General features: G+C 64.6%; 14 protein-coding genes. 7 read left to right on the top strand and 7 right to left on the bottom strand.

The window, feature by feature from the left end; all coding sequences use genetic code 11:
- The first annotated feature begins 2 nt into the window (after window positions 1-2).
- The 5 genes from speB to JV551A3_RS08885 all read left to right on the top strand — a co-directional run bounded on the left by speB (window position 3) and on the right by JV551A3_RS08885 (window position 4,472).
- A complete protein-coding gene (gene speB / locus JV551A3_RS08865; RefSeq protein WP_112253293.1) occupies window positions 3-968 on the top strand; it encodes an agmatinase in 966 nt (321 codons plus the stop codon).
- Between the two features lie 234 nt (window positions 969-1,202).
- Window positions 1,203-1,520, top strand: coding sequence for a hypothetical protein (locus tag JV551A3_RS08870; RefSeq protein WP_133970937.1), 318 nt, complete (start codon window positions 1,203-1,205; stop codon window positions 1,518-1,520).
- 23 nt (window positions 1,521-1,543) lie between these two features.
- Window positions 1,544-2,695, top strand: a complete 1,152-nt coding sequence (locus tag JV551A3_RS08875; protein WP_133978576.1) for a PQQ-dependent sugar dehydrogenase — start codon at window positions 1,544-1,546, stop codon at window positions 2,693-2,695.
- A gap of 74 nt (window positions 2,696-2,769) precedes the next feature.
- Window positions 2,770-3,876, top strand: a complete 1,107-nt coding sequence (gene zapE, locus JV551A3_RS08880) for a cell division protein ZapE (protein ID WP_133970940.1) — start codon at window positions 2,770-2,772, stop codon at window positions 3,874-3,876.
- Window positions 3,877-3,890: 14 nt separating this feature from the next.
- Complete coding sequence (locus tag JV551A3_RS08885) at window positions 3,891-4,472, top strand: DinB family protein (protein WP_133970941.1); 582 nt, start codon at window positions 3,891-3,893, stop codon at window positions 4,470-4,472.
- Window positions 4,473-4,593: 121 nt separating this feature from the next.
- Here the strand turns inward: JV551A3_RS08885 and JV551A3_RS08890 are convergent, their stop codons facing one another.
- From JV551A3_RS08890 to trhP, 4 genes are all read right to left on the bottom strand, one after another.
- A complete protein-coding gene (locus tag JV551A3_RS08890; protein WP_133970943.1) occupies window positions 4,594-5,598 on the bottom strand; it encodes an alpha/beta fold hydrolase in 1,005 nt (334 codons plus the stop codon).
- Window positions 5,599-5,673: 75 nt separating this feature from the next.
- Complete coding sequence (locus tag JV551A3_RS08895) at window positions 5,674-6,111, bottom strand: YqaA family protein (RefSeq protein ID WP_133970945.1); 438 nt, start codon at window positions 6,109-6,111, stop codon at window positions 5,674-5,676.
- Entirely contained in the window at window positions 6,111-6,539 is a 429-nt protein-coding gene (locus tag JV551A3_RS08900; protein ID WP_063914085.1) for a DUF411 domain-containing protein, read from the bottom strand. Before JV551A3_RS08900 ends, JV551A3_RS08895 begins: the two co-directional genes overlap by 1 nt.
- 106 nt (window positions 6,540-6,645) lie before the next feature.
- Complete coding sequence (gene trhP / locus JV551A3_RS08905) at window positions 6,646-7,980, bottom strand: prephenate-dependent tRNA uridine(34) hydroxylase TrhP (protein WP_133970946.1); 1,335 nt, start codon at window positions 7,978-7,980, stop codon at window positions 6,646-6,648.
- 133 nt (window positions 7,981-8,113) lie between these two features.
- Here trhP and JV551A3_RS08910 point away from each other — a divergent pair, with 133 nt between their 5' ends.
- Entirely contained in the window at window positions 8,114-9,178 is a 1,065-nt protein-coding gene (locus JV551A3_RS08910) for an AI-2E family transporter (protein WP_112253285.1), read from the top strand.
- A 514-nt stretch (window positions 9,179-9,692) separates the two neighbouring features.
- Here the strand turns inward: JV551A3_RS08910 and phnX are convergent.
- The 3 genes from phnX to JV551A3_RS30635 form a co-directional block, all read right to left on the bottom strand.
- A complete protein-coding gene (phnX, locus tag JV551A3_RS08920) occupies window positions 9,693-10,520 on the bottom strand; it encodes a phosphonoacetaldehyde hydrolase (RefSeq protein ID WP_133978580.1) in 828 nt (275 codons plus the stop codon).
- 34 nt (window positions 10,521-10,554) lie between these two features.
- Window positions 10,555-11,661, bottom strand: coding sequence for a 2-aminoethylphosphonate--pyruvate transaminase (locus tag JV551A3_RS08925; protein WP_133970948.1), 1,107 nt, complete (start codon window positions 11,659-11,661; stop codon window positions 10,555-10,557).
- A gap of 63 nt (window positions 11,662-11,724) precedes the next feature.
- Entirely contained in the window at window positions 11,725-11,868 is a 144-nt protein-coding gene (locus JV551A3_RS30635) for a hypothetical protein (protein WP_166674233.1), read from the bottom strand.
- Between JV551A3_RS30635 and JV551A3_RS08930 the strand changes: the two genes are divergently transcribed.
- The gene (locus tag JV551A3_RS08930) at window positions 11,867-16,360 is read left to right on the top strand and encodes an NEL-type E3 ubiquitin ligase domain-containing protein (protein WP_133970950.1); all 4,494 of its coding nucleotides are present in this window, start codon (window positions 11,867-11,869) and stop codon (window positions 16,358-16,360) included. The two genes, JV551A3_RS30635 and JV551A3_RS08930, sit on opposite strands and share 2 nt — an antisense overlap.
- Window positions 16,361-16,437: the final 77 nt, after the last annotated feature.

Here is a 16,437-nt window from a genome sequence, read left to right on the forward strand (position 1 = left end):
CCGTGGAGCAAGCCGCAAACAACGACCAGGCCATCACCCGCGACAGCCTGTATGGCACCGCTGCGGAAAGTACCTACGCCGGCATTACCAGTTTCTCCCGCCGCCGTTACAGTCGCGACCTGCGTGGTGTCGATGTGGTGGTCAGCGGTGTGCCGTTCGATACTGCCACCAGCAACCGCCCTGGTGCGCGCTTCGGCCCACGGGCGATCCGTGCCGCCTCGGTGCAGCAGGCCTGGGCCCGGCACTGGCCGTGGGCGTTCGACCCGTTCGACCACCTGGCGGTGATCGACTATGGCGATTGCGCCTTCGACAGCGGCACCCCGCAGTCGGTACCGGACAGCATCGAGGCCCATGCCACGCATATTCTGGAAGCAGGCTGCGCCATGCTCACCCTGGGTGGCGACCATTTCATCAGCTACCCGCTGCTCAAGGCCCATGCCCGCCGCCACGGCCCGCTGGCGCTGATCCACTTCGATGCGCACAGCGACACCTGGCCGGACGAGGAAGGCAAGCGCATCGACCACGGCACCATGTTCTGGCATGCCGCCCGCGAAGGCCTGGTGGACCCGGCCAGCTCGGTGCAGATCGGCCTGCGCACCACCAATGATGACAGCCAGGGCTTTGCTATTCTCGACGCCCGCCAGGTGCATCGGCAGGGCACCGAGGCGGTGATCGCGGCGATTCGCCAGCGGGTGGGCGAGCGGCCGGTGTACCTGACCTTCGATATCGACTGCCTCGACCCGGCCTATGCGCCCGGTACCGGCACACCGGTGTGCGGCGGGCTGAGCACGGTGCAGGCGCTGGAGATCCTAGGCGGGCTGCGCGGCATCAACTTGGTGGGCATGGACCTGGTGGAGGTGGCGCCAGCCTATGATCATGCCGATATCACCGCGCTGGCGGGCGCCACCCTGGCGATGGAGATGCTGTGCCTTTATGCGGCGCGGCACAAGGTAGACAAGGGGCAGTAACCTGGGGCCGCTTTGCGGCCCTTTCGCGACGCAAGGCCGCTCCCACATTGATCGGTGTACGCAGGACCTTTGTGGGAGCGGCCTTGTGTCGCGATGGGCTGCAAAGCAGCCCCGAGGGCTCATACTGAAACATCAGGAATCATCTCCCCCCGCATTCACACTTTTGCCGCGAACCCTTCGCGCCTTAGGCTATCAAACCCACCAGGCGCGGCATTCTCGTACAGGAGGTGAAGCATGACCCCGACATTGCCCATCCTGGCCCTCAGCCTGGTGCTGTGGTTGCCCGCGCAAGCAGCCCCGGAGCTGCCCGTGCAACTCGCCGCCGGCAACAACAACCCCTACAACAGCCCGATCCAGCGCGCCAACCCCAACAGCCGCCAGGGCAGCATGCCGGCCGCACCTCCCGTGCGCGGCCCGTCCAACGACCCATACCAGCGCACGCCCACCCTGGACAACCGCGGCATCGGCAACGGCGACAACCTGCGCCGCCAGCAGCAAACCCCGAACCTGGAGCCCACCCGACCCCCTCGCGACAACCCGCGCGCGCCATGAGCGCCCTACGAAAGGAATCCTGCATGCTTCGAGCACCCTGGCTTGTAACCCTGACCGCCGCCGCACTCCTGCCCCTGCTGGCGCAGGCGGCGGCCGAACAGCAGCTTCGCAGTGAAGAAGGCACCTTGACCGTCAGCACAGTGGCCGACGGCCTGCGCAATCCCTGGGCCCTGGCGTTCCTGCCGGGTGGCAAGGACATGCTGATCACCGAGCGCGCCGGCAACTTGCGGGTGGTCAATGCCGAAGGCAAGGTCGGCCCACCGATCAGCGGTGTGCCCAAAGTTTGGGCCGAGGGCCAGGGCGGCCTGCTGGATGTGGTGCTGTCGCCGGAATTCGCCAAGGACCGCACTGTGTACCTGTCCTACGCCGAAGAGGGCAGTGACGGCAAGGCCGGCACGGCGGTCGGCCGTGGCCAGTTGTCCCAGGACCGCGCCCGGCTGGAAAACTTCAACGTCATCTTCCGCCAGCAGCCCAAGTTGTCGGAGGGCAACCACTTCGGCTCGCGTCTGGTGTTCGACCGCGACGGTTACCTGTTCATCGCCCTCGGCGAGAACAACCAGCGCCCGACTGCCCAGGACCTGGACAAGCTGCAAGGCAAGATCGTGCGTATCTTGCCGGACGGCGAAGTGCCCAGGGACAACCCCTTCGTCGGCAAGGACAACGTACGGCCGGAGATCTGGTCGTTCGGCCACCGCAACCAGCAAGGCGCCGCACTCAACCCGTGGACCGGCAAGCTGTGGACCCACGAGCACGGCCCGCGCGGCGGCGACGAGATCAACATTCCCGAGCCCGGCAAGAACTATGGCTGGCCGGTTGCGACCCACGGCATCAACTACTCGCTTTTGCCGATTCCCGAGGCCAAGGGCAAGCATGTGCAGGGCATGGTCGACCCGCACCATGTATGGGAGAAGTCGCCGGGGATCAGCGGCATGGCGTTCTACGACAGCCCTAAGTTCAAGGCCTGGGACCACAACCTGTTCATTGGCGCGCTGGCTACCCAGGAGCTGATCCGCCTGCAACTGGATGGCGACAAGGTGGTGCATGAAGAGCGTTTGCTGGGTGAGTTGAAGGCGCGTATCCGCGATGTGCGGGTGGGGCCGGATGGTTACCTGTATGTGCTGACCGATGACAAGGACGGCGCGCTGCTCAAGGTAGGCCTGGGCGACGCCACCTGACCCAATACAGTACTTGTGGGAGCGGCCTTGTGTCGCGAAAGGGCCGCTCCCACAAGGTCCGTGTAGAATGCCGCATGGCTATCGATCCCCACTCCCTCTACCAGCAGGCCCTGGCCACCCAGGGCTATGTCGCCGACCCCGCCCAGGCCCGCGCCGTCGAGGCCTTGCAGGTCTGCTTCCAGGCCGTCGAACAGGGCCGCCCCACCCAGGGCATCTACCTGTGGGGCCCGGTCGGCCGCGGCAAGACCTGGCTGATGGACCAGTTCCACCGCTGCCTGCGGGTATCCAGCCGGCGCCAGCACTTCCACCACTTCATGGCCTGGGTCCACCAGCGCCTGTTTCAGCTCAACGGCACTGCCGACCCGCTGCTGGCGCTGGCCGGGGAACTGGCCGGGCAGATTCGCGTGCTGTGCTTCGACGAACTGTTCGTCAACGACATCGGTGACGCGATCATCCTCGGCCGCCTGTTCCAGGTACTGTTCGACCAAGGCGTGGTGATCGTCGCCACTTCCAACCAGCCACCCGAGCAGCTGTACCGCGACGGCTTCAACCGTGAGCGTTTCCTGCCGGCCATCGCCGCCATCCAGCGGCACATGCAGGTGCTGCCGGTAGCCGGCGAGCAGGACCACCGCCTGCACCCCGGCGCCGAGCGCCAGCGTTACTGGGTGGCGCAAGCGGGGCAGGCCAGCCAGCTGGGCGAGGTGTTCCGCCAGCTCAGCCCCGGCGATGCAGGCCACGACCAGCCCTTGGCGATCGGCTCCCGACATGTGCAGGTGGTGCGGCGCAGCGCGCAGGCCATCTGGTGCCGCTTCACCGACCTGTGCGAACAGCCGCTGGCAGCCATGGAGTTCATGGCCCTGTGCGACCGGTTCCCGGCCATTCTGGTGTCGGGCATTCCGGCGCTGGGTGGGGAACAGCGGGCCGGGCGGATTGCCCGGGGCACCGAGGATGCTGCGGCGCGGGTGGTGGCGGGCGACCGCGAGCTGCCGGCGCTGTCGCCCAAGGACGACGCAGTGCGCCGCTTCATTGCCCTGGTCGACGAATGCTACGACCGCCGGGTGGCGTTGTACCTGGAGGCACAGGTACCGCTGGATGCCCTCTACACTCAAGGGTATCTGGCGTTCCCGTACCAACGGACCCTGAGCCGGCTACGGGAGATGCAACTGCAACGCTTCGCCTGAAAAGGAGCCGAACCATGGAGCCGTTGTCGCATCATCTGCTGACCCAGGCCTACAACAATGGCTGGGCCAACCACCGCCTGTACAAGGCCTGCCTGCAACTGACCCAGGACGAATTCGTCGCCCCCCGCTGCAGCTTTTTCCCCTCGATCAAAGCCACCCTCAATCACCTGCTGACGGTGGACTGGTTCTACCTGCACATGCTCGAGTGCGAGCAGCGGGGCGAGCAGCCCGACGCCGACGGCGAACGCTTCTTCGAGCCGGAACAGCCGTTTGCCACCTGCACCGACCTGCATGCCGAACAGGCCCAGGCCGACCACCGGCTGATCGCCTATTGCCGCGGCCTGCGCGATGGTGAACTGGGGCGCTATGTAAGTATCGTGCGCCCCGAGCGGGTGCAGCGCGAGCAACGGCTGCGGCTGTTGGCGCACCTGTTCGAGCACCAGGTACATCACCGGGGGCAGGTGCATGCGATGCTCAGTGACACGGCGGTGAGGCCGCCGCAGCTGGATGAGTTTTTCTGTGAGGAAGAGGCAGGGTTGCGGGCGGTGGACTTTGCCGAGCTGGGCTGGACAGAGGAGCAGGTCTGGAAAGTGTAGGGGGCTGCTTTGCAGCCCTTCGCGGGCTCGCCCGCTCCCACAGGTACTGCACAGGTTTTGGCAGCTGTGCACTACCCGTGGGAGCGGGCGAGCCCGCGAAGGGCCGCAAAGCGGCCCCAAATCAGATCTGGCGCCCTAACCATTCCACCAGCGTACGGTTGAACCGCACCGGCTCCTCGATCTGCGGCGCATGCCCCATGCCTTCAAAGGTAATCAGCTCACCCTTGGGAATCAGCTTGGCCACCTGCGGCCCCAGCTCTGCATACTTGCCCAGCTTCGCTTTTACCTCTGGCGGCGCGATATCACTGCCGATGGCCGTGGTGTCCTGGTCACCGATCAGCAGCAGGGTGGGCATCTGCAGGTCTTTGAACTCGTGGTACACCGGCTGGGTGAAGATCATGTCGTAGATCAGCGCCGAGTTCCACGCCACCGCTTCATGCCCTGGCCCCTTGTTCAGGCCCACCAGCATCTGCACCCAGCGCTCGTACTCCGGCTTCCAGCGCCCGGCGTAGTAGGTCTTGCGCTCATACTCGCGCACGCCTTCGGCATCCAGCTTGAGCTCGCGCGCATACCACTGGTCCACCGTGCGGTAGGGCACGCCCAGGGCTTTCCAGTCTTCCAGCCCGATGGGGTTGACCATCGCCAGGCGCTCCACCTGCTGCGGGTACATCAGCGCGTAGCGGGTGGCGAGCATGCCGCCGGTGGAGTGGCCGAGCACGGTGCTTTGCTTCACGCCCAGCTGTTCGAGCAGGGCATGGGTGTTGCTCGCCAGTTGCTGGAAGCTGTACTGGTAATGCGCTGGCTTGCTGGAGCTGCAGAAGCCGACCTGGTCGGGGGCGATGACCCGGTAGCCAGCCTTGCTCAGGGCATCGATGGTGGTTTCCCAGGTGGCGGCGCAGAAGTTCTTGCCGTGCATCAGCACCACGCTGCGGCCGTTGGCCTGGCCTTGGGCGGGTACGTCCATGTAGCCCATCTGCAGGTCCTGGCCCTGGGACTTGAAGTCGAAATGCTTGAGCGGATGCGGGTAGCTGAAGCCCTCCAACTGGGGGCCATAGGTGGGCGATTCGGCAGCGATGGCAGAACTGCCGGCGAGGCAGACCAGGGCCAGGGCGGTTGCGCGCAGCATGGGGGCACTCCGTGTAGGGCCATGTAGGAAGGGGCGACTGTAACAGCCAGTGGACCACGCGGAACGTGAAAGGTGTTACCAGGCGTGAAACCAGCCCAGGGTAATCATCGCCAGCACCCCATAGCGACCGGCCTTGGCCAGGGTCACCAGCAGCAGGAAGCGCCAGAACGGCTCACGCATGATGCCCGCGATCAGCGTCAGCGGGTCGCCGATCACCGGCATCCAGCTGAGCAGCAGCGACCATTGCCCCCAGCGCTGGTAGCGCTGTTGCGCGCGCTCCAGCTGGGCAGGGCTGAACGGGAACCAGCGCTTGTCGCGCAGGTGCTCGATGGCCCGCCCCAGCACCCAGTTGACCACCGAGCCCAGCACATTGCCCAGGGTAGCCACCAGCAGCAGGGTGGCCCAGGCTTCGGGCTGGCGCAGTATAAGGCCGACCAGCACGGCCTCGGATTGCAGGGGTAGCAGGGTGGCGGCGCCGAAGGCGCTGAGGAACAGCGCCCACAGGCTGAGCATCAGTAGTTGGCGACCACGGTGTCCTTGCCGTCCTGGGTCACGCCGATGACCTGGTAGGCATCCTTGTGGTCACCCATTTCCATGCCGGGCGAGCCCATGGGCATGCCCGGCACGGCCAGGCCCTTGAGGTCGTTGCGCTTGGCCAGCAGGCGCACCTGCTCGGCCGGCACGTGGCCTTCGACGAACTTGCCGTCGATCACCCCGGTATGGCACGACGCCAGGCGTGGCGCCACGCCCAGGCGTTGCTTCACCTCGCTCATGTTCGGCTCGACATGGTCGTTGACGGTGAAACCGTTGTCGCGCAAGTGGCTGATCCAGGCCTTGCAGCAGCCGCAGTTGGGGTCGCGGTAGACGTCGATGGTCTCGGCGGCCTGGGCCAGGCCAGTGACGGCCAGCAGGCCCAGGGTCAGCAAGTGTTTGCGCAGCATGTTGAAGCACTCCTTCCAGCGGTAGTTCAGCAGCATAGCGTAAGCCGCTTGCACGATGTTCGCCGCTGGCACCTGTCAGGTAGCTGAGGCGCACATTACAGGTTTGTCAGCTGGCCACCTCGTCGGTGCCGAGGTCGCGCATCAGCAGGGCGTAGTCGAGCGTGACCTGCTCCGGAATCGGCAGGTACACCACGTGGCCGTCACCCGGAGCCACCTCGATGGCCTGCTGCTGGCGGTCGCACAGGCGGTGCAGGTCGAAGTGGTAGTTGCCGCGTGGAGTCATCAGCTCCAGGTGGTCACCCACGGCGAAGCGGTTTTTCACCTTGACCTCGGCCAGGCCGTCGACGCGCATCCCGGTCAGCTCGCCAACGAACTGCTGGCGCTCGGACACCGAGTTGCCGCGCTGGTAGTTCTGGTATTCGTCGTGCACGTGGCGGCGCAGGAAGCCTTCGGTGTAACCGCGTTGGGCCAGGGATTCGAGGTTGTCCATCAATGCGCGGTCGAATGGCCGCCCGGCCACCGCGTCGTCGATCGCCTGGCGGTATGACTGCACGGTACGGGAGCAGTAGAAGTGCGACTTGGTGCGGCCTTCGATCTTCAGCGAGTGCACGCCCATGGCAGCCAGGCGCCCGACGTGCTGGATGGCGCGAAGATCCTTGGCATTCATGATGTAGGTGCCGTGCTCGTCTTCGAACGCCGGCATTTCGGTGCCGGGGCGGTTGCTTTCCTGCAGCAGGAATACCTGCTCGGTCGGGGCGCCCAGGCCCAGGGTCGGCTGCACTTCGCGCACGATGTCGCCGTTGGCGTTCTCGGTGGCCGGGGTGGCGTCATACTTCCAGCGGCAGGCGTTGGTGCAGGTGCCCTGATTGGCATCACGCTTGTTGAGGTAGCCCGACAGCAGGCAACGGCCGGAGTAGGCCATGCACAGGGCACCGTGAACGAACACCTCCAGCTCCATGTCCGGCACCTGCTGGCGGATTTCCTCGATCTCTTCGAGCGACAGCTCGCGCGACAGGATCACCCGGCTCAGGCCCAGTTGCTGCCAGAACTGTACGCTGGCCCAGTTGACCGTGTTGGCCTGCACCGACAGGTGCACTGGCATCTGCGGGAAGTGCTGGCGTACCAGCATGATCAGGCCTGGGTCGGACATGATCAGCGCGTCCGGTGCCATCTCGATCACTGGTGCCAGGTCCTTGAGGAAGGTCTTGAGCTTGGCATTGTGCGGGGCAATGTTGACCACCACGTAGAAGCGCTTGCCCAAGGCATGCGCCTCCTGGATGCCCAAGGCCAGGTTGGCATGGTCGAACTCGTTGTTGCGCACCCGCAAGCTGTAGCGTGGCTGGCCGGCGTAGACCGCGTCGGCGCCATAGGCGAAGGCGTAGCGCATGGTCTTGAGGGTGCCGGCGGGGGCCAGCAGTTCGGGCTTGGCGATAAGGGTCATGTGCGCACCGGAGCGAAAGGCGCGGATGCTAGTGTTGGCAGACACGGCGCGTATTGATTTGCATCAAGGGAATGGCGGCACTTTTGCCCAGGCGCGGCGCACTAATAACGCATAAGTCATGCGAGGACCCGCGATGAATCAGACCGCCCTGCAGAACAAAGCCCTGGCAGTACTGCTGGCGCTCGTGACCATAGCTTTCATCTGGATCCTGCTGCCGTACTACGGTGCGATCTTCTGGGCGGTGATACTCGGCATCCTGTTCGCCCCGCTGCAGCGCCACCTGCTGCTGCGTTTCGGCCGCCGGCGCAACCTGGCCGCGGCGACCACCTTGCTAGTGTGCCTGCTGGTGGCGATCCTGCCGGTGATCATCACCAGCGCGCTGCTGGTGCAGGAGGGAGCTGCCCTGTACCAGCGCATCGAGCACGGGGAGCTGGACATTGCCGGTTATGTCGAGCGCGGCAAGGAAATGCTGCCGGCGTTTGCCCAGCAGGGCCTGGACAGCATGGGCATGGGCAACCTCGACGGGCTGCGCGACAAGATCAGCAAGTGGGCCACCCAGGGCAGCCAGGTGCTGGCCAGCCAGGCGTTCAACTTCGGGCAGGGAACGTTCGAGTTCGTGATCAGCTTCGGCATCATGATGTACCTGTTGTTCTTCTTCCTGCGCGAAGGCGCGGAGGTGGCTCGCCAGGTGCGTCTGGCGGTGCCGCTGCCCGAGCAGCAGAAGCGCCGCTTGCAGTTGAAGTTCAACCGTGTGGTGCGGGCAACGGTGAAAGGCAACGTGCTGGTGGCCATTACCCAGGGGGCGTTGGGCGGTTTCATCTTCTGGGTGCTGGATATCCCGAGTGCGCTGGTGTGGGCGGTGCTGATGGCGTTTCTGTCGCTGCTGCCGGCGGTAGGGGCAGGGATCGTGTGGGCACCGGTGGCGGCGTATTTCCTGTTGACCGGGGCGATATTGTCGGGGGTGATCCTGACCGCGTTCGGCGTGCTGGTGATCGGCCTGGTGGACAATTTGTTGCGGCCGATTTTGGTGGGCAAGGACACGCGCATGCCGGACTACCTGATCCTGGTGTCGACGCTGGGCGGGCTGGCGGTGTTCGGGCTCAACGGCTTCGTGATCGGGCCGTTGATCGCGGCGCTGTTCGTGTCGAGCTGGGCGATCTTCGCGGCGACCAAGCCCCAGGTGCAGTTACCGGAGTAGGGGTGGGCCTTGATGGGGCTGCTTTGCAGCCCATCGACGCGGTTCGTCGCCACGACGAGCCCGCTCCCACCTCGACCACACCGGCCTCAAGCCATGTGCAAATACCTGTAGGAGCGGCCTTGTGTCGCGATGGGGCGCAGCGGCCCCAGGTTTTCAGCTTCGCAGCAAAGATTGCCGGGGCCGCTGCGCAGCCCATCGCGACACAAGGCCGCTCCTACAAGGGCCAGTGCTGGCTTGAAGAGATATCCAAGACAGTTGCTCCCAGGTAGGCGTTGTTCTCGCGATGGTCGCTGTACCTGTGGGAGCAACTGTCTTGCTCAATTTCTAAAAGCTGGCGCGATCCCTGTGGGAGCGGGCGCGCCCGCGAACACGGGCGAAGCCCGTGCCATCCACCGCGTCGCCTGTTTCGCGGGCTTGCCCGCTCCCACAGGTACTGCGCAGGTCTTGAGGGCAGCGCGGTCGGTGTGGGAGCCGGCTTGCCGGCGATGGGCCGCAAAGCGGCCCCAATGCCGGTTCAGGAGGCCTGCGGCATCTCACCCTTGGCCAGGCGCCGGTTGATGTCGGCGACGACTTCGGGCAGTTCGTTGATGGTGTCTATTAGGTAGTGCGGGCGAGAGCCGGCGAACAGGGCGTGGATGCGCTGGCGCTCGCTTTCCAGCTTCTCGGCGCTCAGCGCGCGGTAGCCTTCCCAGGTCAGCCCCAGGGCATTGCCCGAGCACACCAGGGCCACGGTCCACATGCCGGCGCGGCGGCCTTCGAGGATGCCCGGCACGGTGTCGTCGACCTTCACGCACGCCGCCACATCGTCGATACCCAGGGCGATCACGTTGGCCAGGGCCTGGGCCGGCCATGGGCGGCCGTTCGGGGTTTCGTCGGTGGCCACAACATGGTCGGCCACGTAGCCGTTCTGCGCGGCCAGCTCCACCACCTTGTCCATCACCACCTTCGGGTAGCCCGAGCAAGAGCCGATCTTCAGGCCGTCCTGGCGCAACCCGGTGAGAGTGTCCAGGGCGCCGGGGATCAGCGCCGAGTGCACGGCGATCTTCTCGATCTGCAGCGGCATGAAGCGGTTGTAGATGGCGGTGACATCATCGTCGGTCGGGGTACGGCCGAACACCTTGCGGTAGCGCTCGGCAATTTCCGGCACATCGCACAGGGTACGGATGTGGTCCCACTTGCCCATGCCCATCGGGCCGCGGGCTTCTTCGATGGACACCTGCACATCGAATTCGGCAAAGGCTTCGACAAAGATCTGGGTCGGGGCGAAGGAGCCGAAGTCGACCACGGTGCCAGCCCAGTCGAGGATGGCGGCTTGCAGCTGCGTTGGGTTGCTGTAGTTCATGTGCGCGTGTTCCTGAAATTGGGTGGGCAAAGGGTCAGATATCCAGCACTTCCATTTCCCGCAGCACTTCGGCCACGGCATTCACGGCGGCCTGCATGCCATCGGCTCCGACCACGCCGATGCAGCCGACACGGAAGGTTTCCACCTGGGTCAGCTTGCCCGGGTAGAGGATGAAGCCCTTGGCCTTGACCCGCTCATAGAAGTCCTTGAACTGATAGCGGGGATCCTTCGGTGCGTGGAAGGTGACGATGATCGGCGCCTGGATCGCGGCAGGCAGGAAGCTGCGCAGGCCGATGGCGGCCATGCCGTCGAGCAGGGTCTTGCAGTTGTCGGCATAGCGCTGGTGGCGCGCCGGCAGGCCACCTTCCTCGTTGTATTGCTGCAGCGCTTCGTGCAGGGCAGCGACCACGTGGGTTGGCGGGGTGAAGCGCCACTGGCCGGTCTTGGCCATGTAGGCGTGCTGGTCGTGCAGGTCCATGGCCAGCGAGTGGGCGTTGCCTTCGGCGGCGGCCAGGGCGGTTTTCTCTGCAAACACGAAGCCCATGCCGGGTACGCCTTCCAGGCATTTGCCGGAGGCGGCGATCAGCGCCTCGAAGGGAATTGCGCGAGCATCGATCGGCAGTGCGCCGAACGAGCTCATGGCGTCGATGATCAGGCGCTTGCCGTGGCCTTTGATCACCTGGGCGATCTCGGGCAGCGGGTTGAGAATACCGGTGCTGGTTTCGCAGTGGATCAACGCGACATGGGTGATGGCCGGGTCGGCGGCCAGCAGGCGGTCGACGTCGGCGGCGGTGGTCGGTTGGTCTTCGGCGGTTTCGAACGTGCTGTAGTTGCGGCCCAGGACCTTGCAGATCTTTGCCAGGCGCTGGCCATAAGCGCCATTGATCAGGACCAGAACCTTGCCATCACGTGGCACCAGGGTGCCTATCGCGGCTTCCACGGCGAAGGTGCCGCTGCCCTGCAGAGGCACGCAGTGGTGGCTGGCGCTGCCATCGATGATGGCCAGCAGTTGTTCGCAGACACTGGCAGTCAGTTGGTTGAAGTCGCGGTCCCAGGAGCCCCAGTCCACCAGCATGGCTTGGCGGGTGCGGATTGATGTGGTCAGGGGACCGGGGGTCAGCAGAATCGGGGCGTTGCTCATTCCGTTATTCCTCACAAGCGGTGGGCTGAAACTACGGGGCCTAGGTTGCAATCCGTCTGCCCATCAATCAAATTGTTTGTTGTTATCCGAGCTATAAGTCGTGCCGATAAATGGCCGCGTGTTCCTTTGCTCTGCGGCTGTTTCCTGCTGCCCCAGCGTGCCCCGCTCGCGCATCGTGGCCAGCCGATAACAGCAAGGAACCGTCATGACCCCTCCTGTGACACCGCCCAAGCTTCGTCACCCGATCAACGACTTCATCGCGCAACACTTGCCTGACTGGTTGAGCAAGGCCAGCCCCCGGCAAATTGCCGCGTTGCAGGCGTGCTACAAGGCCTACCTGGCCAGCCAGAAACAACTGGCCAGGTTCACCGGCAAACTGCAGCCGCTGGACACCTTTGCCCAGTCACTGCTTCAGCGGGCTTTCGCCGCAGACCCGCAGCTGCAGCTTGATGTCGATCTGAGCCAGCTGACCTGGCGTGAAGAACGTGCTCGATTGACCCCGCAGCCAGGCGCAATCCCGGATTTCCAGCCCTATTACGTACGCGTGCCTGCTTTGCAGAAATTGCTGCAGAACTTCAAGGAGGGCGAATCCTTTTATCTAGGCACGGCGCTCACAAACCAGGCGGAACCTGGCGGCGCCGATACCGTGGTGTCGGATGATGTGACGCGTATCGTCCAGGTATGCCGCAGTACGGATGTCGGTGCGGCCTATCAACGGCACCTGGCAGATGTGCTGACGGGTGCGTTCGAGAAGCAGTTGGTAACCGACAAGCGCCTGGAATTTTCGGTAGCGGTCGAGGTAGCAGCGCTCAAGGGGCAGCTGGACAGCGACGATCTGCCAGTGTTGCGCCAGCTAGGCGCGGGTCAGAAGCCAGTCGCGCCGGGCACGTTCAGGTTTCGCCAGGCGGCGTTGCAACTACTGGGGTGTCGCGTCGATGGCGCGCTATGCCTTGAATGGACGCAGTTGCCGCACACCTTGGCCAATTACCCGTTTGGCGGGTTCGAACGCCTGAAAAAGGTGATGCTGTATTTCCCCGACACGCCAGCCCGGCCTTTACGGGTGTTCAAGGATTGGGATGAAATGAACCGCGCATTGGTCAGCATCCTGGCCAGCGAGGAGGAGCAGCGAGCCCTGCTGCGGCGCATCGCGCTGGACGATCAGGCACGCTTTCGGCAAACCCTGGCCACCCGTTTGCGTGATGCCGAGCCGGACCTGGAGCCGCTCAGGGTGCCGCAAACCGAGGATGGCTTCGCATCGCTGGCGTCATGGCACCTGCAACGCATCAAGGCCGATGCGCGATTTCTTGCGGTAAGCACCGCGCAGGCCAATGCCAACACCGCGGCCCAACGACTGCGGGCCCTGGAGAATGCAGGCTTGGTATTGCTCAACCTGGCAGGGCTGTTCGTTCCGGCCATTGGCGCGCTGCTGCTGGCCGACCTGGGGCGACACGTGCTTGGCGATGTCTGCGAAGGTGTGCTCGACTGGCAGCTCGGCCATCAGCACGAGGCGCTGCAGCACCTGTTGCAGGTGGCCCAGGCGGTGTGCAGCGCAGGCGCAGTGGTAATCGGGGCGCACCTGCTGCGTAATGCATTCATCGAAAACCTGGAGCCGGTCACCACCCCAGCGGGGCAGCCACGGCTATGGTGCAACGACCTGACCCCCTACCAGGAAACCCGCGTACCCGCGCAAGCGGTCACACTCGACAATGGGCTGTTGAGCGATGGCCAGGGCTATTGGTGGAAACTGGCTGACGTGACCTATCGCGTGCGGCGGGATGCCAACAAAGTCTGGCGGTTGCTGCACAAGGAAGGGCAGGCCAGATATGCCCCTGCATTGGAAAACAACAGCGAACGCGCCTGGCGCCTGAGGTACGAGCGGCCGCTGGAGTGGCAGGGCGAGGCCATGTTGCTGGGGCGTCTCTGGCCAGCGGCGCGCGGCCTGGATGCCGAGCGGGTGGCGCAGATACTCAGTGTTGCCGATGTGGACGAAGCCTACCTGCGGGGCTTGCTGGTGGAGGGCCGGCCCATGCCGGTGAATCTGCGCGACACTCTGGAGCGTTTCGCGGTGCAGGCGCGGATTGACAGCTTTTTTGCCGATCCGTACGCCGATACCGGTTTTTTTCAATGGTGCACCGAACGTTTGCGCCTGCACGGCCAGCCCCTTGAAGAGCAGCGCATGGCCATCGACCAGGATGCCGCGTCGCTGCGCGGGCCGCTGCTCGAGCATTTCTCGCAGTCATACCTGGCAGCTGACCCGTTGCTGGCCCTGATCCAGCGCGACTTTGCTTCCTTGCCGGACGCCTATGCGCTTGATCTGCTGGCCACCGCAAGCGAGGCCATGCGCGCGAGGATGACAGTTGAACAGCGTATACCGCTGGCGTTGGCCGAACGTGCCAGGGCCACGCTGCAGCTGGCACGCCTTACCCGTGCGCGGGAAGGGTTATACCTTGCGGATAGCTACCGCCACGATGTGGTTGCCTTGGTCTTCGCCTTGTTGCGGCGGCACGGTCCAAGCACGGCCCATACCAACCTGCTATTGCGCGACGACCCCCTGAGCGGCCCGGTCCGGGCGCGCTGGTTGACTCAGCCAACCCAGGCACAACTGGTGCTGGTACGCAGCGACGGCAGGTTCCAGCTGTATGACGATCTCGGGCGCCCGGACGACCGTGATGTAGCCGAACCTGAGGGGCTGTTCGAGGCGCTGATCGCGGGTTTGCCCGCTGACTATTGCACGCGTCAGGGCTGGAACGTAGCGGACGGACCGGTGCGGTTACGTAGCCAGCTGCAAGCCTGGCTGCCGAACGACCGCAACGGGTTGCTCAAACTCCTTGGGTGGGGGGAGGCCAAAGCGACAGCTTCGCCTATGCGCCGCTTGCCCGATGGCCGTCTGGGGTATCCACTGGGCGGTTGCCAGTCTTGCCTGCTGACGCAAGAGCAAAGGGTGCGCAACCGGATCCGTGCCTTGTTCCCGGGTATGGACGCAGCGGCGACTGAGCGCTACCTGCAGAACATGCTGCAATTACCGGGTACGTTGCTGGACAACCTGCTCCGTGTCGAGCAGGAGTATCGGCAGCTTGATCAGAGTTTACGCGCCTGGTCCGACGAACAATCGGGCCCATCGAGACGTACGCGGCAGCGGATCGAAGACGCGCTTCGCCGCGCCTGGCAGATGCGCGAAGAGCGCCCGGTCGGCGCACTTGGCAACCGAGCAGCGTTGAGCCTGAGGATGGAAGGTGTAGCCATTGGTGGCCTGCCCATGCTTCCCCCAGGTACTGACTTCTCGCATATTTCCGAACTGAGCCTGTCTGGCCTGGCCTTGTCAGCCATTGCGCCGGGGTTTCTGGCGAGCTTCCCCCGCCTGAGCCGGCTGGACTTGAGCAATAACAGCCTGACCGAGTTACCGGCCGGCCTGGAGGGCTTGAGCGGGCTGCGCCAGTTGCTGTTGTCGCGCAACCGTATCCGTATCCTGCCGCCCCAGGCTCATGTGTTGGGTCGCCTGCCCCAATTGCGCTCGCTGGATATGAGTGACAACCCTCTGGGTTCCATCAGCCTTCAGTTCAATCAGCTTCCCGGTTTGCGCATTCTGCGCATGAACCGCTCCGGGTTGCTCACCCTGCCTGCCGGGTTGCAATGGTGCGGGCTGTTGCTGTTTGCGGACCTGCGCAACAACCAGATCAGCGAGCTGCCAGCAGCCTTGTTCCAGGCGCCGTTACCCCTTCGTCGCGCGCTGCATCTGGATGGCAATGCGCTGGCTGTTGCAGACTTGCAACGTTTGTATGGGGTTGAGCGGTTGCTGATCAACGAGTTTGAGGTGCCCGCCGATCCGTTGCTGGAAGTCTGGCTGCGTGCCCACCCCGAACCAGGGAGTGACATAGGCCGGGCATCGTGGAATGCGCTGCGGGCAGAGCCGCTAGGCGAGAGTTTCTTCAACCTGCTCGCGCGGTTGACCGACACGGCTGAGTACCGCTGGGCGCCCGATCAGATAAGCGCACGCGTATGGACAATGATCGGCGCTGCTTACAGGCACACCGCAACGCGAGACGCGCTGTTCGACCTGGCGGCTGACCCCCCTACCTGTGTCGATAGCGTCTCGACGGTTTTCAGCCGGCTCGAGGTGCGCATGCACGTTGAAGAAGTGACCCACGGGGGCAGCCCGCTGGCCACGCGCAGCCAGCGATTGCAGCTGGCCAGGCGGCTGTTTAGGGTCGCCTGGGTCGAGCGTATCGCCCGGCGCGACATGGATGCTCGCTACACAGATGGACGATGGCGCAGAGGGGAACGCAGTGCAGAAGAGGTCGAAGTCAATCTGGCTTATCTCACCGGCTTGGCCCGGCGCCTGGATTTGATTGGCCAGCCTCGGCACATGCAATTCGGCGGCTTGGCGGAGGTCACCCAGGCGCAGCTTGATGCTGCGTACCTCGAAGTGCTGCAAGCGGAAGCCACCGACCAGCGCGTGGCCTTCATCAGTGAGCGTGATTTCTGGCTTGAGGTGCTCCGTGCCGAGCAGCCGCAGCGTTTCGACGATGTGGAGTCGCTTTATGGTCAGCAGCAGGAAGCGCTGGATGAACAGCGGCACAGCATAACCAGTGAAGCCTACGTGAGGCGCTCCAATGCCATACGTGACGCGCGCGATACGGCACTGAGCCAATTGGCCCAGGAGCTCACGCTGGCGGCCCTGCAGACGCCAGACACCCCTTGACGCACGACGCCGGGCGGGTTCTTCCCGCCTGGCGACACAAGCCTTCGCTGATTACCCTTGCGAGCTGACGCCCTCAT

Source organism: Pseudomonas inefficax (assembly GCF_900277125.1).
Classification (GTDB): Bacteria; Pseudomonadota; Gammaproteobacteria; order Pseudomonadales; family Pseudomonadaceae; genus Aquipseudomonas; species Aquipseudomonas inefficax.

Coding starts and splice junctions, on each gene's coding strand:
- JV551A3_RS08870 (WP_133970937.1), top strand. CDS start 1,203: ATGACCCCGACATTGCCCATCCTGGCCCTCAGCCTGGTGCTGTGGTTG.
- JV551A3_RS08875 (WP_133978576.1), top strand. CDS start 1,544: ATGCTTCGAGCACCCTGGCTTGTAACCCTGACCGCCGCCGCACTCCTG.
- zapE (WP_133970940.1), top strand. CDS start 2,770: ATGGCTATCGATCCCCACTCCCTCTACCAGCAGGCCCTGGCCACCCAG.
- JV551A3_RS08885 (WP_133970941.1), top strand. CDS start 3,891: ATGGAGCCGTTGTCGCATCATCTGCTGACCCAGGCCTACAACAATGGC.
- JV551A3_RS08890 (WP_133970943.1), bottom strand. CDS start 5,598: ATGCTGCGCGCAACCGCCCTGGCCCTGGTCTGCCTCGCCGGCAGTTCT.
- JV551A3_RS08895 (WP_133970945.1), bottom strand. CDS start 6,111: ATGCTCAGCCTGTGGGCGCTGTTCCTCAGCGCCTTCGGCGCCGCCACC.
- JV551A3_RS08900 (WP_063914085.1), bottom strand. CDS start 6,539: ATGCTGCGCAAACACTTGCTGACCCTGGGCCTGCTGGCCGTCACTGGC.
- trhP (WP_133970946.1), bottom strand. CDS start 7,980: ATGACCCTTATCGCCAAGCCCGAACTGCTGGCCCCCGCCGGCACCCTC.
- JV551A3_RS08910 (WP_112253285.1), top strand. CDS start 8,114: ATGAATCAGACCGCCCTGCAGAACAAAGCCCTGGCAGTACTGCTGGCG.
- phnX (WP_133978580.1), bottom strand. CDS start 10,520: ATGAACTACAGCAACCCAACGCAGCTGCAAGCCGCCATCCTCGACTGG.
- JV551A3_RS08925 (WP_133970948.1), bottom strand. CDS start 11,661: ATGAGCAACGCCCCGATTCTGCTGACCCCCGGTCCCCTGACCACATCA.
- JV551A3_RS08930 (WP_133970950.1), top strand. CDS start 11,867: ATGACCCCTCCTGTGACACCGCCCAAGCTTCGTCACCCGATCAACGAC.
- JV551A3_RS30635 (WP_166674233.1), bottom strand. CDS start 11,868: ATGACGGTTCCTTGCTGTTATCGGCTGGCCACGATGCGCGAGCGGGGC.